Source organism: Pedobacter gandavensis, assembly GCF_014172405.1.
GTDB lineage: Bacteria > Bacteroidota > Bacteroidia > Sphingobacteriales > Sphingobacteriaceae > Pedobacter > Pedobacter gandavensis.
The window spans coordinates 324,668-345,298 of the sequence record NZ_WNXC01000004.1 but is presented as its reverse complement, the minus strand read 5'-3'; the positions used below and the strand labels follow the sequence as shown (position 1 = coordinate 345,298).

Below are 20,631 nucleotides of genomic sequence, written 5' to 3'. Positions count from 1 at the left end.
ACTGGATGCTACTTAAAAATAGCCTTAGTATATGCTTTCAGCCATTTCGCTTCTTCAGCATCTAAACTCGGGCTCAATCTTTCGAATACCATCGCATTATAGCTATTCAACCAGTCGATTTGATTTTGTTCCAACAACTCCGTTTTTACAATTTCAGTACTGATTGGGGCAATCGTTAACGACTCAAATGCGTAGAACTCGTTAAATTCATTGCTCACATCTGTGATGGTGTTTACCAGGTTTTCGATTCTTACACCATGTTTTCCAGGACGGTAAACGCCTGGTTCAATGGAAGTAATCATTCCTAGTTCTATGGATACAGGTGTTGCCGTTGGGTTGAATACCTGAGGGCCTTCATGAACATTTAGGAAATAACCAACGCCATGTCCGGTACCGTGACCGTAATTAATCGCATAGTCCCAAAGTGGCTTACGGGTAATGGCATCAATTTGGTAACCACAGGTTCCCTTAGGAAAGCGGGTTTTACAACCGTCAATCATGCCTTTTAAAACCAGGGTGTAGTCGGTTTTTTCTTCGCCGGTATTATTCCCCATAGGGATTGTACGGGTGATGTCAGTAGTTCCGTAATTGTATTGACCGCCAGAGTCTACCAGGAATAATCCTTGTGCTTTTACTTCTACATCGCTTTCTGCAGTCGGACCGTAATGTGGTAAGGCGCCATGGGCAGCGTAAGCACTGATGGTATTGAAACTGTCACCAACAAAGCCTTCTTGAGCAGCCCTGAATTTACGTAGCTCAGCAGCAGCAGATAGTTCGGTGATTTTAATTTTCCCAATGTTTTCTGATAACCATTTCAAGAATCTGGTGATTGCTACACCATCTTTGGTCATCGCAATACGGGTATTTGCCAATTCCGTCTCATTCTTAATCGCTTTTAAGCTGGTAGATGGATTGGTCTCTTTGATCACTTTTACTGAGGCTGGTAATTGCTTGGCAAAAGCGAAACAATTGCGTTTAGGATCAATAAAAATGCTGTTATTTTCCGGGATTGTAGCCAATGCAGCTTCAATCTCTTCGTATGGCTTTACCTGTACACCACTAGCCAATAAGGAAGCTGTCTCTGCCTCACTAAGCTTTTTAGGGTTGATGAAGATGCTGGCTTCCGATTGTCCGATTAAGGCAAAGCTCAAGACCACGGGATTATAGTTAACATCATTGCCGCGGATGTTAAACAACCAGGCCATATCATCTAAAGAAGAAATTAAATGATAGTTAGCCCCTTTATTGCTTAGCTCAGCTCTTACTGCAGCAAGTTTTGAGGATACCGATTGACCGATGTGTTTTTCGTCGATCAGGTAGGCTTTTTCTGCAGGTAGTGCTGGTCTGTTTTCCCAGATTGGACTTAAATAATCTTTATCAGCTAACACAAGACCCTTGAAAGAGAATTGTTGCGTTAGTAAATCTCCAAGAAGGATGGAAACTAGTTTTTCATTGCTGGCCACAATAGCCCCTTTTTCAAGTTTGCTACCCAACCATTGTATGTATTCCGGAGCATGTTGTATTTTTTGTTTTACCAGCTCAAAACCGCTGTTTTCCAACTCTTCTGCCGCTTGTTCAAAATAACGGAAGTCGGTCCATAGACCAGCAAAATCAGGAGTGATGACCAATGTTCCGGCCGATCCAGTGAATCCGGAAGCAAAAGGAATGCATTTATAATGATCTGGTAAGTATTCGCTAATGTGTGGATCTGCGGATGGGATGATATAGGCCTGTACATTGTCGGCCTTCATTTGAGAACGTATCGCGCTTAATTTTTCCTGATATGTCATGGTTTAGCTTTTTTATGTCTATCGAGTTAACGCAAATCTATGGATTTTAATTCCTCTACAAAATGAGGGAAAAGGAATGTAGGTTGGTAAGGGAAGGAATACAGGCCAGGCGGCAGCAATAAATACTGGAATTATCTTATTTTTACGCTAAAATGAAGAAAACGGCAGTTCATTATCAGGGAATAATTAAACCGGAAGAAGATAACCCATTAGCGGTAATGGTCTTTTCTGAGCAAGATTTTTCCAAGAGAATTGTAGTCGGTGAGGTGTATAAAGCAACTTATTTCGCGGTGCTCATCATCACCAAAGGTTCTATGATTGTAAAACATAACCTGAGGGAATTTTGGGTAAAAGAAAATTCGCTATTTTTTATTATGCCCTCCACCGTTTATGAGTTTAGTGACATTAGTCAGGATTTTAAAGTGCAAGGCTGTGTTTTTTCTATAGATTACTTGAGTCAGACTGGTGTGGTATTGAGTACACCCAGTGTTGTAGAAGTGATGACCGGTGCATATCAACCTTATTATGCGATTAATGTCGAGGAAACAAAACTGCTATTAAATCTTTATGAAGTACTGAAAAAAGCATTAGCCGAAGAACAGGCTGTTGCCTTTATCGGAGAGCTGAAAAAGTATAGCTTCCTGTCGCTATTTTACCATTCGGCCTCTATCTATGCAAGATATAATGTCTCCTATAAGGTGAAGTTGAACAGACGCGAAGAGCTGACTATCGGTTTCTTGAGACTGCTGTCGAAACACTATAAAGAGGAGCGAAGCGTGCAATTTTATGCAGACCAACTCTTTGTCACGCCGAAACACCTGACGCAAATGCTGAAAGAGGGCACAGGAAGAACCACAGGTTCATTCATTGACCGTGCTGTAATTGTTGGCGCTAAGTTATTACTCAAGGATCGATCACTAAATATCGCCCAGGTTGCACAAGAATTGAATTTTACCGACCAGTTTACCTTTGCCAAGTATTTTAAGAAACATACCGGAATTACCCCTTCACAGTTTCGTGCGGACCATTAAGGCCCATATTACGCCATCCTGACATATTTCCCTGCTATACGGACATGGTTAGGCCTCCTGGTGTTGCCGACCTTTGTTCTGTGAAAAATATATTAATTTTTGTGAGTGCTGTCTTCACAGCATGCTACACCCAAAGCGCCTCTGCACAGGATACACTTTATAAAAAGCTAAGTGTTCCTGAGTTGTTTAAGCTGGCTGAAACCAACAATCAGCAGTTGAAAATTTCCAGAACAGGAATGACTATCGCAGAACAACGTACAGCAGTGGTTAAAACGCAAAGAAATCCAATACTAACTGCTGCGGCTACCGCTTCCTATATTGGAGATGTCACTGTGTTTAATAACGACTTCTCCGGAAAAACAACAGTACCAATGCCTCATTTCGGCAATTCTTTTACCCTGCAAGCCAGTCAGACGATCTTTAAAGGTGGAGCTATCAATAACAATATTGCTATTGCCGGTTTACAAGAGCAACTGGCCGGATTGGCATATGAGAAGAATAACCTGGACTTGAAAATCCTGCTTGCCGGAAACTATTTCGACCTGTTCAAGATGTACAACCAAAGGGAGGTATATCAGGAAAATATCAGGCTCGCACAATTACGTCTATTCAACATCAATAAGATGTATAAAAGTGGTATGGTGACCAAGAATGATGTGATTAGAAACGAATTGCTGATCACCAATTTGGGTACTGCCGTGCAACAACTCAACAACAACATCGATATCTTAAGTCAGCAGTTGAGCATTGCGCTTGGTTTGTCAGACCAGACTTATATTATGCCTGATACTTCGATTTTAAGCAATAAGCCCCAAGTGAATGGCCTTCAGGAATATTTAGATCTTGCTTATCAACAATATCCAGAACTGCGTTCCGCAGCATTGAGCAACCGCATTGCCGCACGTCATGTAGACCTGGCAAAAGCCGATCGTTTACCAAGCATACAGTTGAACGCAGGAAATTCTATGGTAAGGCCATTAACCAGCTCTATGCCTGCACGCGACATGTATAGCAATGGTTGGCAAGCTGGAGTAGGTGTAGCTTTCAACATCTCCTCCCTGTACAATGCACCGAAAAATATCAACCTTGCTAAAACACAGCAACGCCAGCAACTGGAAGCCACAGAACAATTGCGCCAAAACACGGAAATTTCCGTAAAAGCAGCGTTCATCAAGCATAGAGAAGCCAAACAACTGCTGCAATCAGCGGATAAAAGTTTGCAACTCGCTACAGAAAATTTCAGGATTGTGGAGAAAAAATACCTGAACCAAATGGCCTTATTGACAGACCTGATGGATGCTACAAACGTCAGGTTAGCGGCAGAACTTCAGCAGAAAAATGCAGAAATCAGCATCATTTACACCTATTATCAATTACAAAAAACAACAGGAAACTTAAATTAATTCGCATCAAATTCATATGTCACATCAAAAGAAACCATTACATAAAAAACATTTCAGCATCATCAACACCCTGCTTATCCTGATGGTTAGCGGCGGACTGATTTGGGCCGGTGTCGTTTATTTTAAGCTCGATAAATCCGAATATACGAACGATGCCCAGGTGGAAGAATTCATTACACCCATCAATACCCGCGTTGCTGGCTACATCAAAAAGATTTATTTCATAGAACATCAAGCTGTAAAAAAGGGGGATACGCTGATAGTTATAGACGATAGAGAACTAAATATCGCCCTTGCACAAGCTGAGGCGGCCTATATGAATGCCCAAGCGGCAAGAAATGTGACCTCTTCAGGAGTAAATACGGTGAAAAACAATGTTGCCGTGTCCGAATCCAATATCGCGGCCACCAGAGCCAGGTTGTTAAACGCAGAGAAAAATTATAAGCGTTATGCTGCTTTGTTGAAAGATGAGGTGGTAACACAACAACAGTATGAACAGGTGCAAACAGAATATGACGCGTTAAAAGCGCAATATCAAGCCCTGCAACATCAAAAAGGAACAACGGAATTGTCGGCTGTAGAAGCAGGTTCCAGAATCGGTGTGAATGAAGCAGAATTGAAACGTAGTAAAGCCGCCCTGGATATGGCCAGGTTAAACCTTTCTTATACTGTAATTACAGCGCCTTATGATGGGGTTGTTGGGAGGAGGACTTTGCAGGAAGGTCAGCTGATCCAAGCCGGACAATCTTTACTTTCATTTGTCAGCGGGGAACTGAAATGGATTGTCGCAAATTATCGCGAAAAACAACTCCATAAGATCAGCGTCGGACAAGAGGTTCTGGTGAAAGTAGATGCTCTGGGAAGTAAATCTTACAAGGGAAAAATCACGGCAATTTCTCAGGCCACTGGCGCAAAGTTATCCACAGTTCCTGTGGATAACTCTACAGGTAATTTCGTTAAAGTGCAGCAACGCATACCGATACGAATTGAATTCACTGTTGATAACAAGCCAGAAGACCTAAAGTTATTAAGAGCGGGTATGAATGTAGAAGTAGAATCTATCTAATATGCAGACCTATAAATTAGGATTATTTCATGATTGGGTGCCCAGGCCAGTGCAGTTGCTGCTGATCATTTTGCTGACCATTCCGATCCTCGGAATTAGCGGAGTGTACAGTACCAATATCGGTGATATGATGGGTAGTCAAGGAATGCTCACGGAGGATCTAATGATGGCCAGCTATGCCTCTGCCCTTGGAATGGCACTCGTCTTTCCACTGGCGCTGCGGACCAAACAACTTTTTAAAACAAGGCACATCCTGTTGGTTTCCCTCAGTAGCCTGATTTTAGGGAGTTTTATTTGTGCCACAACAGATCAGGCATGGGTACTGATTATCGCGAATATGATCATGGGGATGATTAAGGCCTTCGCCATGATGGAGGTTATCCTGCCCATCATGTTTATCATTAGTCCAACTGGCGATAGACCTAAGTTTTACTCGGTATTTTATCCACTTTCTATTGCGCTGGCTCAGATAGCCAGTTATTTTGCTACAAAGCTTTCATTTGAATATAACTGGCATCTCGTCTATTACTATACGATGGGGATACTGCTGTTTTGTTTGTTGTTGGTACTGATCTTTGGACACAATTATAGGGGCTCTAAAAAGGTTCCTTTTTACCAGATCGACTGGCTCAGCTTTGCGTTGATCCTGACTTCCATGATGCTCTTGAATTATGTGCTTTCTTACGGAAGAATCCTGGACTGGTGGAACGATCATAGCATCAAATTTTCAACTTTTGGTTTCATACTACTCGGTACCTGGTTTATTCAGCGTCAAATGATACTGAAAAGACCTTTCCTAAGCCTGGATGTATTTAAACGTAAAAGCGTATGGATGTCGATCGTGTTTATCTTTTTAATGGGAATCTTCTTTGGGAGTTCCGGGATACAAAGTGCTTTTACCACTGGAGTGCTGAAATATAGTGCCTTAAGTAATGCAGAAATCAACTTGATGATGGCTCTTGGAGCTGTTGCTGGTGGAGTGTTTTGCTTTGCCTGGTTCCGTAGAAAATGGAGCTTAAAAGGGTTAGTATGCTCGGGATTTGGCGCTTTTATCGCCTACCACCTGATCCTGTTTTTTCTCTTTAGCCCGGTAATAGAAATCAATGACCTGGCCTTCCCGGTTTTCTTGAAAGGCTTGGGGTTGACAATTTTATACATCGCTATTGGGGTGTATTGTGCAGATAAGTTATCGCTTACAGAATTGCTTGCCGCAGTATCAATTTTGATCCTTTTCCGCTCTTTTATCGGCCCGGCCTTTTGGAGCGCAGTGTATTCCTATGAGTTGTATGCTGGTCAATTAAAGCATACTGCTTTCATCGTTCAGCATATGGATGCCAATGATCCTTTGCTCACAGGGCGTTTAAATCCCCTGATTCAGGGGGCAATGTCGCAAGGGAAAAGTATAGAAGCCGCACAGTCGATGGGGGTCTCCAGTGTTTGGGCTATGGTGCAGGCACAGGCAACTATGGCTGCAGCTAAAGAAATCTTTGGATGGATTGTGGTCAGCGGCGGATTGGTGATTTTATTCGTGTTGAGCTACAGATTTGTACCAGTGAATTTCAGGAAATTAGTTAATATCCGGAGGAGGTTTCGTGGACAGGAGATTCTGAAAAGGGAAGAAGAAATGCTTGCTGCAATCGCGCCTTAATACATCTATGACCTCGGTTCCTCGTTAAAAAATCGGCTTGAACGCTTCAATTCTGGATTATTAAATTGCTTCCTTGAGGGAAGAAATTTGATAATCCTAGGAATCTCCGCGTCTAAGCCGATTTTTTATAGGAAGGTCCGGTTGGACACTGAACCGAGAATGTGCCGATGTATTTGCGTCTTAATTTAAATTAAAGGCATATAGGGGGCATTTGGTTTTTCTCCTTGTTGTGTTGATAAAGGGTACTGGTTTGTGGGTTATGCCACAGTTATTAACATTTTTTGTGGATAACCCTGGGGATAGCATTGTTAATTAACAGTAATTCAGTTTAATCTGGATTTATTTTGATGTGGATAAGAAACCAGAATAGTTACCAACTTTTGCTGTGGATAACCTTGTTGATTAAATTGTTAATTGATAGATATACAGAGTTTTATGTTGTTTGTTTTTGTGTGGATAAAGCATGTTTATCTAGGGACTCACAGCTTTCAATGGCTTGAATTTTCTATTGCCATGTAATCCTATTGCTATTGGCTGCCTAATGGTTGGAATGTGGATTTCAACAAAAGGATGCTGCCCAGGAAAGCGTATCGTGATTAGCTGAAAATCCTTTGATGGGAGCGCATTTAAATCAGAAGAGCAGTCATGCAGGTCTGCTTTTAAACAATAAGGCCTGAAAATTCCAGATAAAATTAAATATCTGGAATTTTCAGGCCCTTTATTTTTAGATGTTTTGCTTGGGATTTAGCTTAATGTAATGAATTGATCACCTACTTTTAAGCCGATTGCGCACATTTTCTTTCCGCTAAAAATACCTTCCATAGTTCCTACAACATTCAGTAATAACAATGATTTATCAGAAGTCAGTACCATTGGGCCATGTTCAGGGTCGATGTGGAAAACTGTTCCTGGTGCTACTTGTGCAGGATCAAATTCACCGGTAACTGAAGTAACTTCAAAAATCCTTACTTGTTGTCCGCCGATATAGGTAATTGCACCTTGGTACAGTGGGTTTGCAGCATTTACCAAATGTTCGATCTCGGTAGCGGTGTGTGTATCCCAGTTGATGGTCAGGTCATTTATTTCCGGAATATGGAAAGAACTCTCAATATCCTCATCGCCAACATACAGGTATTGTTCTGCTTTGATTCTTTCTAGAATCTGTGGCATACTTTCGCCAAGTAAAGCGGTTAAACGGGCTTTAGCCAGGCCATAATTCTCTCCTGGATACAATTGTAATTCCTGTCTGAAAACCATAGGTCCGCTGTCTACATTAGTCGTCATCCTATGGATAGTTAGGCCGGTTTCTTTAGCTCCGTTTTTCATTTGCCAGAAAAGCGGGGCAGATCCTTTATAAGAAGGAAGTTTGCTGAAATGCACATTGAAAAAGCCTTTTTCAGTTGATTTTAGCAGATGCTCAGGAATGATAAATGGGAAAGTCATCACCAATACGGCTTCAACCTGTAGTTCCTGAATCCAGGAAGCTACTTTACCACCTTGTTCAAGGTCAGATTTAGCAATTTTTAACAAAGGAATTCCTCTGTTTTCGGCATAAGCAATCGTGCCTAGAAGTTCATAGTTTAGTTCCTCAGGAATCACAATTCCTGCAACTTCGCAGTGCTCCTGAATGCTTAAAGCGGTATTTAAATATAAAGCGCTATTTGTAAAAATTAAGGTTTTCATAAAAAAGATTTTGGAAGAGGTATTTCCGTTTCCGGAAAAATCAGGAAATGTAAACACCCTCGCTTAGCTATTAAAATTATATATGTTTGTGCTAAATGTAGTGCAAAAAAATATAATTTATTAAAAATAAAACAGGTATTATAATATGTTTTGTCTGCAAAAAAGCTTGTTAAGCTACAATTTCGAAGATAGCCCTCGACTGAAGTAATAATTCTAGAGAATGGGGCGTCTGGGTTGTTTTTAAAAATGGTTGTTAAATAAGCTACCTGCTGGATAAATCGGTCGCAAAGAAACGAAGATAGGTACACCAATCGCTAAACAAATAAGCTACCTGCTGGATAAATCGGTCGCAAAGAAAGGAAGATAGGTACACCAATCGCTAAACAAATAAGCTACCTGCTGGATAAATCGGTCGCAAAGAAACGAAGATAGGTACACCAATCGCTAAACAAATAAGCTACCTGCTGGATAAATCGGTCGCAAAGAAACGAAGATAGGTACACCAATCGCTAAACAAATAAGCTGCCTGCTGGGTAAATTGGTCACAAAAAAAGAGAATAGGTACACCAGCTGCTAAACAATTAAACTGCCTGCTGGATAAATCGGTCGCAAAAAAAGAGGATAGGCTAGGACAAGGCCTAGGAGGATTTTGATACTCCCTTAAAAGAGTATCAAAATATTCCAGCCTTGGAGTAGTTCCTGCCTCTTTTTTTAACAAATCCTTCAGCCCCCTATAACTTCTTGTCCCTTCCCAACCTTCACCATTAAAAACGAATACAAGCTATCCAGACTTTCTTCTAAACTCATCACATCCGTTTCAATGACTAATCCTGCTTGCTCAGGAATTTCAAAAGTATCATTTACTCCAGTCAGGTTATATATTTTATCCGGATGTCCATCAGGTAAATATGCTTTAAAATACAAACCTTTTGTATCTCTTTCCCTCAGCGTTTCCAAGCTACATTTGATCCAGACCAGTTCTTCAGCATTTCCGGTAGCAGCCCTTCCTTCTTCAAAGGGATTGATCAATGCCATAATGATCAGGTCATAACCAGCATGCAGATTTACTGCTTCTTCCTTGATTCTGCGCACATTTTCCAGCCTATCAGCTTTACTAAAACCCAGGTCCTTACAGAGCGACTGGCGATAATGATCCCCATCCATGACCAGTACTTTCAGTCCTTCTGCTATCATTTTTGAGGCAATAGCGACTGCCAATGTGGTCTTTCCTGCGCCTGAAAGGCCACAAAACGGAATGATGATACCCATTTTACAAGGTGCTATAACTTACATACTGCACAAATCTCGGCAAGTCAGAATAATTTACACTTGCAGCATGCGGACAAGTATTGCGCCATAAGATTAAATCGGCTTTTGACCCAGGAACAAGTACTGGTTTTCCGGTAATCCGGATGTAATCATGCGCCCTTTCTAAGCTGGAAAAATCTTTTATCCACTCCTCAAAATCATGGTGAAATCCTGGGATAATTTGTAGTGGACCGCGGTTTTCAGGAACCTCATCCAGATATACCATCCCTTGAATATGAAATTTAATAGGCTGATCGATATCCAGATCAAAGTGTAATTTTGTCTGTCCAGGTACCCAGTTCTCTGTTTGAGGAGGGTTATATCCTAACTTTTCCGGAATCGCAACCAGGTGATTCGTTTGATAAAGTTCAGCAAAAATCTGCCTGATGTATGGCGATTGTCTGACCAGCTCTATATCTTCATTTTGATAAATCTGAAGCATGGTTCCTTGCCAATCAGGATGCGGAGTATACCAGGTTTCCGGATAATCCATATGCAGGTTAAGGTGTTTACAAATCCGTGTTTTCAGACGATCGCAATGTGCTGCTTCTACAACATTTGGAATCCTTAAGTAGCCATTTTCTTCCCAGAATTTCAGCTGTTCCTCGCTGAGGACTTTTGTAACAGGAGCTTCGGAAACCAAGGGAGCATCTTTGTTTCCCTGCCAGTTCTGAAAGTCCAGACTTGCTTTGTGGATAAAATCTGCGCCTTTTAATTCCGTTGCCCAGGTTATAAAATGGGAAAAATCGCGACTATGGCCATAGATAAAGGAATAAGTCTCAAATTTTCCGAGGCCATAAATACTGAGCCATATATCTTCGGTTTGGTAAAAATCTTCAGGTAGCGGTGTGGTTTTTCCTGTTTTGATACTTTCGTGATGTTGGTAAAATAAACTACTGAAATTACAGTCTTTCATGATGATCTCTTTATGTTTTCATAAGCCTCCATACAGTCCGGGTACTGGTGCCTAAGCTCCGGTTCCTGCTCTTTCTGATAGGGCAATATATTTGATTTACTATGGTAATTTAAACGATTTTGAAGTTGTTCCTGACCTCTGATGTGAACTCCGGAAAATCGGGAAAACCGATCGATCATGGTAGATATCCCTTCCCCGTAATCTGCAAATGCATTCTTGGGATGCTGTAGCTGTTGAATGCTGCTCATCTGTTGATAAAAGCCTTTTAAAACGTCGGCTGTAAACCTACTAAAATTGCCGCCATAATCTACTTGCGGATCGATTTTAAGTAGCTGTTTGTTAACCAATCCAGGAACGGTATGAATTCCTGCGCGTTTCTCATGAGATGCCAGTACCTCATCAGGTTTGCGCGACAAAAAGAAAAACGGAGTATTAGGATACCAGCTGCGCAAGATGTCATAAAAATGCAAGTGCCAGCTGTCTAGCTTAACGATATAAGCAGACTCATTCCCATTTCTAAGTTGTCCCATCAGTTGTACTGCTGCCATGAACCATTGCTTCCTTTTCTCCTCCGTAATCTCCTTCTTTTCTGAGGCTCTGAGAATCTCATCCAGTAAAGGAGCTTCTGCGATGATGATGTTTTCAGAATCAAGGGTAAAAGCCTGGCTCAGCAAGGTCGAGCCACAGCGTGATACATGAAACACAAATGCAGTAGGAGGAAGGTGTGGAATTCCGGCAGCAACTTCCGACAAGAAATCTGTGGTACTCAGACTAGGCAATCGTCTTTTGTCCTTGCGGCGGCAGCTGCAAATGTTAATCGTTTCATCAAAAAAAGGTTCCATGATGTGCCGATCCTCAAGATCCATCCAATGGAGCATCCATTCCTCATCTGACGAAATGCTGAGTCGGTGGGGGATCCAGTTTGTTAATGGTGATTTGTTCATCATGCCTCTGTATTTTTGTTACTTCTCATCTCACTGATCAGACTTCTGGCGATATCGGTATCCATAAGTTCCAGCTGCGCGATGATTTTAAGTTTAGTTTCCTCATCATAAGAAGGACCTTTAGGCTCCATTTCAATTGGATAACCTTGTGCCTTGAACAACTCATCGGTCCAGTCATTTCTAATTCCATCTATAATCAGGTGAACCCTGGTCTCATCTCCTTCGTTCAGAATGCTATGCGTTTCATTAAAATCCAGATACCAGCATTCACCTTCCTGCAAGTGTAAGTACTGTTCGTTAATTATAAAATGAACTCCAGGATTGGTTACAATGGGAATATGTATTCTAAAACTTCCTTCGGAATAGGAACAACCACGATCCTTATGTGGCTTGATGACACTCCCCGGAGCCAGAGCCAGGAGGCGGACAGCCTCTTTTTCACATTTCCAAGACTCAATAATACTACTGAAATATGGGCTGTTTTTTAATAATGGCGTGTCCTGATAACTGCCAGTATGCGCATAAATATCATTGCTGCGACCGGATATAGAGCGCAAGGAGATACTTCTCCAGTCCCCATTGAAGTCTTTGGTATTGAAATGAATAGGCCATTCCTGTTGCAAGCAATAATCCAATTCCTGTTGTAGCTGATGCCGGTCGTAATTAAAGTCGAATTTGAGATGAGTTGGGAGCATAATTTTAAGATTCTAAGCTAAACAAAATAGGAGATTAAATCAATCTCCTATTTTAAATGATCATTAAATATTTTTTAAAATGGTATCAGCGATTCAATGCGAATCCCGGCTACTCAGCGCTAACCATGACCGCTGGGTTTTTCTTTAGCCTCTAAGAAAGGGAATCGGCTAACCATGACCGCTGGGTTTTTCTTTAGCCTCCCAAAGAAAGAGGATAGGCTAGGACAGGGCCTGGGAGGATTTTGATGCTTCCTCTAGGGAAGCATCAAAATAGTCCAGACCTGGAGTAGTTCCTGCCTCTTTCCAGTTCCTGCCTCTTCCCCCATTTTTCCCTTACTTCGATAAGTTCAACCTCAGATTCAGTTCAAAACTACCATTCGTATAGCTGCTTAAGGCCGAAGTCTGCGTCGTATACGTCCCGGAGATCAGGTATTTATTTCTAAAATCCATCCCTAAACCAAAGGTCGCATTTTCTGTGCTGTGGTATATCCCGGTCAGGAACACCTGTTTGTTGGCGATGGCGAGTTGCGCACCTGCATCCCAAATGTTATCATAACCTTGCACGCCTCTATACGCTACCTTCGGCTCCAGGTCGAAACCATTTACGCCTTCTGATAACTTCAGTCTATAACTTGCTGCGGCATAAAATGTAGAGACATCAGCCAGTTTGATCACATCCTTTTTAAGCACGCTTTTCAAATTTGGAACAGAAGCCTGAACCGTCAGTTTTTCTGTGGTGTAAGCTACCCCAAAATCACCATCAAGGTAAGTTTTTCGGTCGTTATACTGACCCACTCCCGGATCATTCGGATTGCCATAAATGTCACTGTTCTCCAGTCGCTGGCTCATAAAACCTAAAGACACCCCAAAATGAAGTTGGTTGCTTTCCTCGTTCATTTTCAAATGATAAGCATATGTTCCTACCACACGCGTTTGTTTTTGCAAACCCGCGCTTTCATTGTAGACATTCAAACCCAGCCCGACTTTATTAAAACCATAATCGGCAGTAATATTCTGGGTCAGTGGAGAACCTGGAACATTGCTCCATAATTTGCGGTAGGCGGCATTCAATTTCAATCCCTGATCTGTACCTGCCATCGCCGGATTGATCAGGTATTGATTGGTATAATACTGTGCGGTTAAAGGATTAAGCTGTGCTTTAGTGGTACTACTTATGGCGAAAACCATAAGTAGCCCTAAGCCATATTTATAAATATTTTTCATTTTGCTAATGTTTAATGGGGCTGATTCTAAAAGGTTCAATACAAACGGAGTTAAGGTCTTCATTAGTTCTCTCTGATAATCGTGATGAACCCTTTGATTATCCGATGATTTTTACCAAAATCAATGACATAGTAATAAGTGCCTTCACTCAGTGGCATACCATTTAGCGTACCATCCCAGCTGTTGTCATAACTTTTTTTGCTGTACACCATTCTTCCTGATCTGTCAAAGATTTTCACCTCATTATTCGGGTAGAAATCAATGTTTTCGATGATCCATTTGTCATTGTATCCGTCACCATTTGGCGATAAGATATTGGTGGCTTTGATCTTCTCCATATCATCAAGTACATTCACGGTAAAGCTTTTCTGTTCAGAACAACCATTCGCATTGCTTACCGTAACGGTATAGGTAGTCGTTTCTCTTGGTCTTACTGTTAGTATTCCAGAGTTCTGACCACTGATTACACTGTTGTGGAGGGCCCAAACATAATTGCTGCCACCGCTAGCGGTCAATATTACGGTCTCTCCTTTACTTACTGAGGTACTGTTGGCATTGTTGTTCTCGCCTGTGTTGGCACTAATCGCAACTACCGGTAATGCATTTACGGTCAAGACAAACGTTCTGCTATAAGTGTCTACACCACCATTGTCGATACCACCGTCATCTTTTACAGTAACCGTGATCGTACTCAGTCCTGAAGCGCCATTTTTAATGCGGTAGCTAATGGTTCCTTTAGCAGATCCTGATTGGGCAACTGTTAAGCTTTGTAACAATGCATCATTGCTTCCTGTAACCGTAATTTTGGTGTTTTGTCCAAGTTCCGGACCAGCGCTGATTCCTGTTAAATCGATCGTCTGACCGGTTGTGGTATAGCAAATGGTTTTATTGGCAATGGCATCCAGTGTTGGAATTTCATTGACATCGCTCAGGTTGATGCTAAAGCTTTTGTCTAATGAGAAGCCATGTTGAGTAGTACTTCTTACCACAACACTATAAGTCTTTTTATTTTCATAATCCAGACTTGCTGCGGTTACCAGTTGATCATTAACGATGCGGAAAGCCGCATTGTCTGTGTCCCCGGATCCGCCTACTAAACTATAGGTAAATGTTGCATTTGGATCTTCTGAAGTACTGCTTAAAGTACCAGCTGGAGTTCCGGAAGCCTGATTTTCATATAGCGTAATCGCTGCCAGTGCCACCGCTGTTGGAGCACCTGGTTTTACAGTCAGTACCCCATTTACAGGTGTAATTGTGTAGTTCAATGCCGTTGCTCCGGAAGGAACAATCGGATAGGTTCCAATCGGACTGGCAATTGTTGCAACAGAGGTATATACTGCCGGACTAGTCAATACGGAAGTATCTTCCCCGTTTACAAAACCTGCATATTGGCCGGTAAACACTGGGTTTGCGGTGCCTACAAATTTCGATTTTGGATCCGCAGTTAAAGTTAATGGAGCTGGGTTAATCGTTAAATTAGCAGCTGTAAAGCTGAGGTCATAATTCGAACCAGCGCTTAAGTTACCTGGAGTAGTAGCATAGGTTCCTTTATTTTCTCCTGGAGCTCTACCTAGCGTTCCATTAAACACATTCCCATTGAGTAATGCTGGCGTAGGGGTATAACTGAACACCGGATCAGCAGTACCATAAACTTTAGATTGCGCATCAGCAGTTACCAGGATTGATTTTTTGTTGATGCTCAGCTGAGTACCAGGGTTTAAAGTCAGGGTATAGTTTTCGCTCACTTTTAAACTACCCAAAGTAAGGGCATAGTTACCTACATCTTCTCCACTAACTCTTCCTAACAGACCGGTAAATTGATCTCCGGAAACTAATGCCGGAGTACCGGTATAAGCGAACACAGGATCAGCATCACCATAAGTTTTCGAATTGCTTACTGCGGTAATGGTTACTGCTTTCTTGCTGATGCTGAAATTAGCAGGCTCATAAGTGATGGCATATTTATATGGATCTAAACTGAACGTGTTTTGCTGGATTTCATAGGTTCCTGTATTTTCTCCGGTCTCTCTTGCCAATGCACCTGTGCTGACATCTGTGCCAATTAGTGCAGGTGTAATCGTTGGGGCAGCTAATGCCGGTTCCGGATCATTAAACACTTTCGATTGTGCGGTAGCTGTTACTGTAACTGGTTTTGGTGTGATTTGCAATGATAGGGTCAGTTCTGGAGCAGCAAAATAATTTGCATTACCTGGCTGATTTGCAGAGATAGATACGGATTGCGAAGGATCTGCACCTACTATGGTTACCGTGTTTCCTGAAATTGTCGCCACTGAAAGGTCATTTGAGGTAAAAGTAACTGGTAAACCAGAACTGCTATTGGCATTAAGGGTAAATGTGCTGCCGTATTCTGCGGCTGCTGGTTGATTAAAAGTAATGGTCTGCCCATTTAAAGGTTTTGCATTTACCGTGATACTTTGGTTTGTATTACCTGCAGCATCTGTGACCACAAGGGCATAGTAATAGGTCGTGAAATTCGTCAAACCTGTCTGCGTGAAGCTCATTGGATTGGAAACGTTCGCTGCAGTAAAGGTAGTCAGAACATTATTTCCTAAACCTATAGGAGCTCCACCGATCAATTCATACTTTGCAACGTCCGGGTTCATAGCCCAGGCTAATGTATTTTGCATGTCCCCCGGTACTACAGCCAGGAAGTTAGGAGTAACTGGAGGTGTTCTATCATAAGTTACGGAAGTAGCATTATCTGTAGTGCTGACTGCAGTACCGCTATTTCCTGCTAAATCGGAATAAGTGATGTTGAAAGCAACAATGCCTTCTGGGTCTGTCGGGCCTGCGGCATAGGTTGCCCTCCATAAATTATTTCCCACTGAACTCACCGTGGCGGTTTTACTTCCAAAAAAAGTTACGATTGGGGTATTGACCGCTTCTGAAGAAGCAAAAGTTAAGCTGATCACATCTCCGGCTTTTGTTAAAGCAGAATTTGGATTGTTACTGCTGATACTCACATTGCTTAGTGTTGGTGTCGTTTTATCTAAAGTAACCATTGAGCCTGTACTGACTGTGGTTACAGGTATTCCAATATTTCCAAATGTATCTTTGAAACTAATGCTGAAAGGGATTTCACCCTCAGCCATAGTAGTAGGGATCGCATACATGGCCATCCAGTTAAATCCGCCAGCTGGAAGTGCGGTAACCGTGGCAGCTCCAATAGTAACTGTAGGAGAAGGAATGCTCTCCGAAGCTGTAAACGTTAAGGTCAGCAGATCGCCAACTTTTGCATATGCAGGGTAGGAAATATTATTACTTGCAATCGTTACCGGACTTAGGGTTGGAACCGTTTTATCAAAGGTTACGACAGTAGCATCGGTTGTTGTTGTTCTTGAAGTGCCTGTATTTCCAGCAAGATCGGAATAACTGATGCTGAAAGGAATCGCTCCATTGTTGTCTGTAGCTAGCATGGTATACGTGGCTACCCAGTTGTTTCCAGTTGGATTTGTGACTGTTGCAGGGTTTCCACTGATGGTTACGGTAGGAGCATTAATCGTTTCAGAAGCACTGAAGAAGAGCGTAATGGTTTCACCAGGGATGGCAATACTACTATTGCCAAAACGACTAGAGCGTATGCTTGCCGTTGGTATAGTAGGGAGGATTTTGTCTATGGTATAGCTTTCACTTGGGCCAAATCCAGTCAGAATAGGATTTGAAGCCAGATTGGCAATCCCTGTACCACTGGTTCTTAAATTAAAGGCTACCGTACCATTTCCAACTCCTGTGTTTACAGTAACGGTGTAGATTGCTCCTGATCCTACAACTCCGTTAACGGAGGATACCGGTGTTGAACCAAGACTCATTTGAAAATCTGATACATCAACTCCGGATACCGGTTCGCTAAAGGTAAGGGTATACTCTACGGAATTGGCGTTGGTCATTTGAGTTGCCGGGGTTTTTCTAATGATGCTCAGTACGGTTGGTGTAAATCCATTGATGACTATGGTTTTTCCATCTGCCAAAGATCCCGTTCCTCCCGGAGCAGGAAGGGTAAGTGGCGCAGAAATGTCATTCTGGTCGTTAATTGTTGCTCCTCCGGTTAAGGTTAATGCAGTGCTGCTGGTATAGTCCAGTTGTGCAGTGTTTTGACTGGAAGCGACGGTATAATTGAAGTTTAGAATGGCTGATCCGGTACCGCCCGAATAAGTTGCGTTACCACCTGAATTTAATGCAATTCTTGGTGTGCCAGTTACGGTTACAGGCTCTGAGAAAGTCACCGTGATCGGCAGGGTTACGCCAATACCATGAGGGCCATTACCGGCGGTAGTACTCACTGAGGTAATAGTGGTTGGGATATTATCCACTGCCACTTTAGTTGCGTTAGTAGTTGTGGTACGCTGTGGGGCTACGTTTCCAACCAGATCTGTAAAATTAATGCTAAAGGTGATCTGACCTTCCGGATCAGCCATACTTACCGGATAGCTGGCCGTATAAGAAAACCCGGAAGTGTTCGTTGCGGTGACCGGAGTGGAGTTGATGGTCACTGAAGGAGGGTTTATCGCTTCATCTGCGGTAAAGGTAAGCGTTACGATATCTCCATTTCTTGCGATTTGCGTATTGCTATTGTTCGAAGCAATGCTGACTGACGACAAGGTCGGAAGAGTTCTATCCACGCTATAGCTTTCACCGCTGGTATATCCGGCAGCAATCGCATTTCCTGAAGCGCCTACAATTCCGGTACCTGAATTATTTAAGTCCAGACGTAGGGTACCGGTTCCATTGGTAGTTCCTGTGCTTACGGTTAAGGTATAGGTAGTTCCTGATCCAGTAACGCTTGAGATACCAGGAGCAATTAAAGTTCCCGAAGAAGTAATGACGAAATCTCCTAAATCTACGCCGGATACCGCCTCAGAAAAAGTAACTGTGTAATTCACTGAAGTACTTTTGGTTAGTGCTGGGGCTCCGGCTGTTCTAACAATGCTTGCTACAGTTGGGCGAATACCATTGATATTTAAGTCAGAATTCCAAGCTAGTGATCCTGAGTTGTTTGGAGTTGGTAGTGTTAGCGTTGCAATATTCCCAGCAGCATCATTAATGCTTCCGCTATTTAAGCTAAGGGAATTTGTAGCGCTATAATCCAGGTCAGGATTAGCCTGGCCTGCTAGTACAGTATAATTGAAAGTTAGGATCGATGTTCCGCTGCCACTAGTATAACTGGCAGTAGCGGCAGGACCAACTACACTTAAACTAAGCTGTGGCGTACCGGTTACCGTGACATTTTCACTAAAAGTCACCCGTATCGGAGCGGTTGTCCCAATATTATAAGTCCCGTTGGTACCGCTAACGCCGGTAATCGTTGGGAAAGTAGTGTCTATGATGATATTGGCATTGGCGCCTAAAGATCCGGCTGCTCCTGGTGCAGGGAGTGTGAGTGTTGCATCATTTCCTGCGGCATCTTTGATGCTTCCACCGGTTGCGGCCAATGCAGTTGTACTTGCATAATCAAGATCCGAGGTGTTTTGACCAGGGAGAACGGCATAAGTAAATGTTAAACTGTTGGTTCCGGTACCAGATGCATATGTAGCGGTTCCAAGGGTATTTAAACTAAGCACTGGTGCACCAATAACGGCTACCGGCTCAGTGAAATTTACTTGAATGCTGATGTTTTGTGTGGCAGAATAACTACCATTAGGCGTTACTGCGGTTACAGTGGAAATGGTTGGTTTAAGGGCATCAATTTTTAGATTGCTACTGCCACCCAGGGATTCTGCCGATCCAGGAAGAGGAAGGCTGAGTTGAGCATTCTGACTTTGTAGATCTGTAATGCTACCTCCATTGAGCTCAAGGGAATTGATGGTGCTATAATCAAGGTCGTCGCTGCTGTCTCCATCTGCTACTGTATAAGTAAAAGTGAGGGCTTTGCTATTACTTCCTGAGGTGTAATTTGCATAGGCATTGATGCCTGAATTGAGTTTAATTCTTGGGGAGTTGGTTACATAGACATTCTCACTGAAATTAACCGTGATAACGATCGCAGCGTTGAGACCTTTAGTTCCTGTTGAGGGATTAGAAGTTACACTCAGAACGCTGGAAGCCAGTTTGTAAATAGGTTGAGTTCCTGGAAAAGCACCGCCTGTTGCGCCTGGAGTAAGGTCTTTTACCTCCGCGGTATTGTCTGTCGTTGTCCAAGCCGTTGGAGTCTTAATCAGGTCGAGTAAACTTGATTTTGAACCCGTAAATGAACCGGCATAAGCGTTAAAATCACGTTGTTTGTCTACGGTTTTATAGGAATTTAAGGAGGTATAGGCGCCTGCAGTCTTTAAGGCAGTTGGCAGTGTAGAGCTCTGGTTTTTTGGTGTTTTACCATCCTTTGTCCAGCCCGTACTTTCGTCAATTTCGTCAAGATCCGGGTTTTTGGCATTGGTAAAACCATAAATGAAATCCGGACTGGTTTTAGTACCTGTGTATAAGAACCAGGTATCTCCGGCATTGAGCGGAATAGGAGCTGCAACCTCATGCGACCAACTTATAGCATCCAGGTTTATAGTTCCATAATTACCAGGTAGTATGGATACCGTTGGACTGACCCCACTTTTTATCGTCACGGTAAATACCGTTCCTGCAGGCACCTTAGTGCTTACGGTCCAGTTGGCAGTCCCATCAGGACTGGTGGTTCCAGGAGGGACCGGTGCCAGGACAAAAGCGCTGCCTGTATAGCCAATATCTGTCAGGTGAACTACCGTTCCCGAAGGAATTTCGGTTAAAGCAACGAAGGAAATGGTTGCCCTTGGGGTAGCAGTAACCGTTGGTTCTGCATTTACACCAATGATGGCCAGATCGCCGGCAACCAGTTGTGCATTACTGGTTTTTGCAGAAAAGCAAAATAAACAAAATATAATAAATAGGGTAACCTTCTGTAGGTATGATGTTTTCATAGGGAGAACGTTAATTTTAAG

The 20,631-nt window shown here is 42.5% G+C and carries 12 protein-coding genes; 4 read left to right on the top strand and 8 right to left on the bottom strand.

The genetic code is table 11. The annotated features are described in order from the left end of the window. Positions 1 to 8: 8 nt before the first annotated feature. A complete protein-coding gene (locus GM920_RS13655) occupies positions 9 to 1,790 on the bottom strand; it encodes an aminopeptidase P family protein (RefSeq protein WP_182958221.1) in 1,782 nt (593 codons plus the stop codon). 152 nt (positions 1,791 to 1,942) lie between these two features. Here GM920_RS13655 and GM920_RS13650 point away from each other — a divergent pair, with 152 nt between their 5' ends. The 4 genes from GM920_RS13650 to GM920_RS13635 all read left to right on the top strand — a co-directional run bounded on the left by GM920_RS13650 (position 1,943) and on the right by GM920_RS13635 (position 6,938). Further along, positions 1,943 to 2,821 carry an AraC family transcriptional regulator gene (locus tag GM920_RS13650; protein WP_182958219.1) on the top strand — a complete coding sequence of 293 codons (879 nt, stop codon included), beginning with the start codon at positions 1,943 to 1,945 and terminating at the stop codon, positions 2,819 to 2,821. A gap of 80 nt (positions 2,822 to 2,901) precedes the next feature. Next, the gene (locus GM920_RS13645; RefSeq protein WP_182958217.1) at positions 2,902 to 4,224 is read left to right on the top strand and encodes a TolC family protein; all 1,323 of its coding nucleotides are present in this window, start codon (positions 2,902 to 2,904) and stop codon (positions 4,222 to 4,224) included. Positions 4,225 to 4,240: 16 nt separating this feature from the next. Then, on the top strand, positions 4,241 to 5,290 hold the full coding sequence (locus tag GM920_RS13640; protein WP_182958215.1) for an HlyD family secretion protein: 1,050 nt from the start codon (positions 4,241 to 4,243) through the stop codon (positions 5,288 to 5,290). Position 5,291: 1 nt separating this feature from the next. Beyond that, positions 5,292 to 6,938 carry an efflux MFS transporter permease gene (locus GM920_RS13635; RefSeq protein ID WP_182958213.1) on the top strand — a complete coding sequence of 549 codons (1,647 nt, stop codon included), beginning with the start codon at positions 5,292 to 5,294 and terminating at the stop codon, positions 6,936 to 6,938. A 744-nt stretch (positions 6,939 to 7,682) separates the two neighbouring features. Here GM920_RS13635 and GM920_RS13630 read toward each other — a convergent pair. The 7 genes from GM920_RS13630 to GM920_RS13600 form a co-directional block, all read right to left on the bottom strand. Beyond that, on the bottom strand, positions 7,683 to 8,621 hold the full coding sequence (locus GM920_RS13630) for a methionyl-tRNA formyltransferase (protein WP_182958211.1): 939 nt from the start codon (positions 8,619 to 8,621) through the stop codon (positions 7,683 to 7,685). A 723-nt stretch (positions 8,622 to 9,344) separates the two neighbouring features. Beyond that, complete coding sequence (locus GM920_RS13625; RefSeq protein ID WP_182958209.1) at positions 9,345 to 9,890, bottom strand: adenylyl-sulfate kinase; 546 nt, start codon at positions 9,888 to 9,890, stop codon at positions 9,345 to 9,347. Position 9,891: 1 nt separating this feature from the next. Beyond that, on the bottom strand, positions 9,892 to 10,845 hold the full coding sequence (locus GM920_RS13620) for a phytanoyl-CoA dioxygenase family protein (protein ID WP_182958208.1): 954 nt from the start codon (positions 10,843 to 10,845) through the stop codon (positions 9,892 to 9,894). Further along, a complete protein-coding gene (locus GM920_RS13615; protein WP_182958206.1) occupies positions 10,842 to 11,792 on the bottom strand; it encodes a nucleoside/nucleotide kinase family protein in 951 nt (316 codons plus the stop codon). The genes GM920_RS13620 and GM920_RS13615 overlap by 4 nt, the downstream gene beginning before the upstream one ends. Further along, positions 11,789 to 12,484, bottom strand: a complete 696-nt coding sequence (locus tag GM920_RS13610; RefSeq protein WP_182958204.1) for an aspartyl/asparaginyl beta-hydroxylase domain-containing protein — start codon at positions 12,482 to 12,484, stop codon at positions 11,789 to 11,791. Before GM920_RS13610 ends, GM920_RS13615 begins: the two co-directional genes overlap by 4 nt. A 333-nt stretch (positions 12,485 to 12,817) precedes the next feature. After that, entirely contained in the window at positions 12,818 to 13,708 is an 891-nt protein-coding gene (locus GM920_RS13605) for a PorP/SprF family type IX secretion system membrane protein (protein WP_182958201.1), read from the bottom strand. Between the two features lie 62 nt (positions 13,709 to 13,770). Next, positions 13,771 to 20,610 carry an MBG domain-containing protein gene (locus tag GM920_RS13600; protein WP_182958199.1) on the bottom strand — a complete coding sequence of 2,280 codons (6,840 nt, stop codon included), beginning with the start codon at positions 20,608 to 20,610 and terminating at the stop codon, positions 13,771 to 13,773. Positions 20,611 to 20,631 lie beyond the last annotated feature (21 nt).

Bases quoted from the DNA above. Each gene is read 5' to 3' on its own strand.
- GM920_RS13655 (WP_182958221.1), bottom strand. From the start codon at position 1,790: ATGACATATCAGGAAAAATTAAGCGCGATACGTTCTCAAATGAAGGCC.
- GM920_RS13650 (WP_182958219.1), top strand. From the start codon at position 1,943: ATGAAGAAAACGGCAGTTCATTATCAGGGAATAATTAAACCGGAAGAA.
- GM920_RS13640 (WP_182958215.1), top strand. From the start codon at position 4,241: ATGTCACATCAAAAGAAACCATTACATAAAAAACATTTCAGCATCATC.
- GM920_RS13635 (WP_182958213.1), top strand. From the start codon at position 5,292: ATGCAGACCTATAAATTAGGATTATTTCATGATTGGGTGCCCAGGCCA.
- GM920_RS13630 (WP_182958211.1), bottom strand. From the start codon at position 8,621: ATGAAAACCTTAATTTTTACAAATAGCGCTTTATATTTAAATACCGCT.
- GM920_RS13625 (WP_182958209.1), bottom strand. From the start codon at position 9,890: ATGGGTATCATCATTCCGTTTTGTGGCCTTTCAGGCGCAGGAAAGACC.
- GM920_RS13620 (WP_182958208.1), bottom strand. From the start codon at position 10,845: ATGAAAGACTGTAATTTCAGTAGTTTATTTTACCAACATCACGAAAGT.
- GM920_RS13615 (WP_182958206.1), bottom strand. From the start codon at position 11,792: ATGATGAACAAATCACCATTAACAAACTGGATCCCCCACCGACTCAGC.
- GM920_RS13610 (WP_182958204.1), bottom strand. From the start codon at position 12,484: ATGCTCCCAACTCATCTCAAATTCGACTTTAATTACGACCGGCATCAG.
- GM920_RS13605 (WP_182958201.1), bottom strand. From the start codon at position 13,708: ATGAAAAATATTTATAAATATGGCTTAGGGCTACTTATGGTTTTCGCC.
- GM920_RS13600 (WP_182958199.1), bottom strand. From the start codon at position 20,610: ATGAAAACATCATACCTACAGAAGGTTACCCTATTTATTATATTTTGT.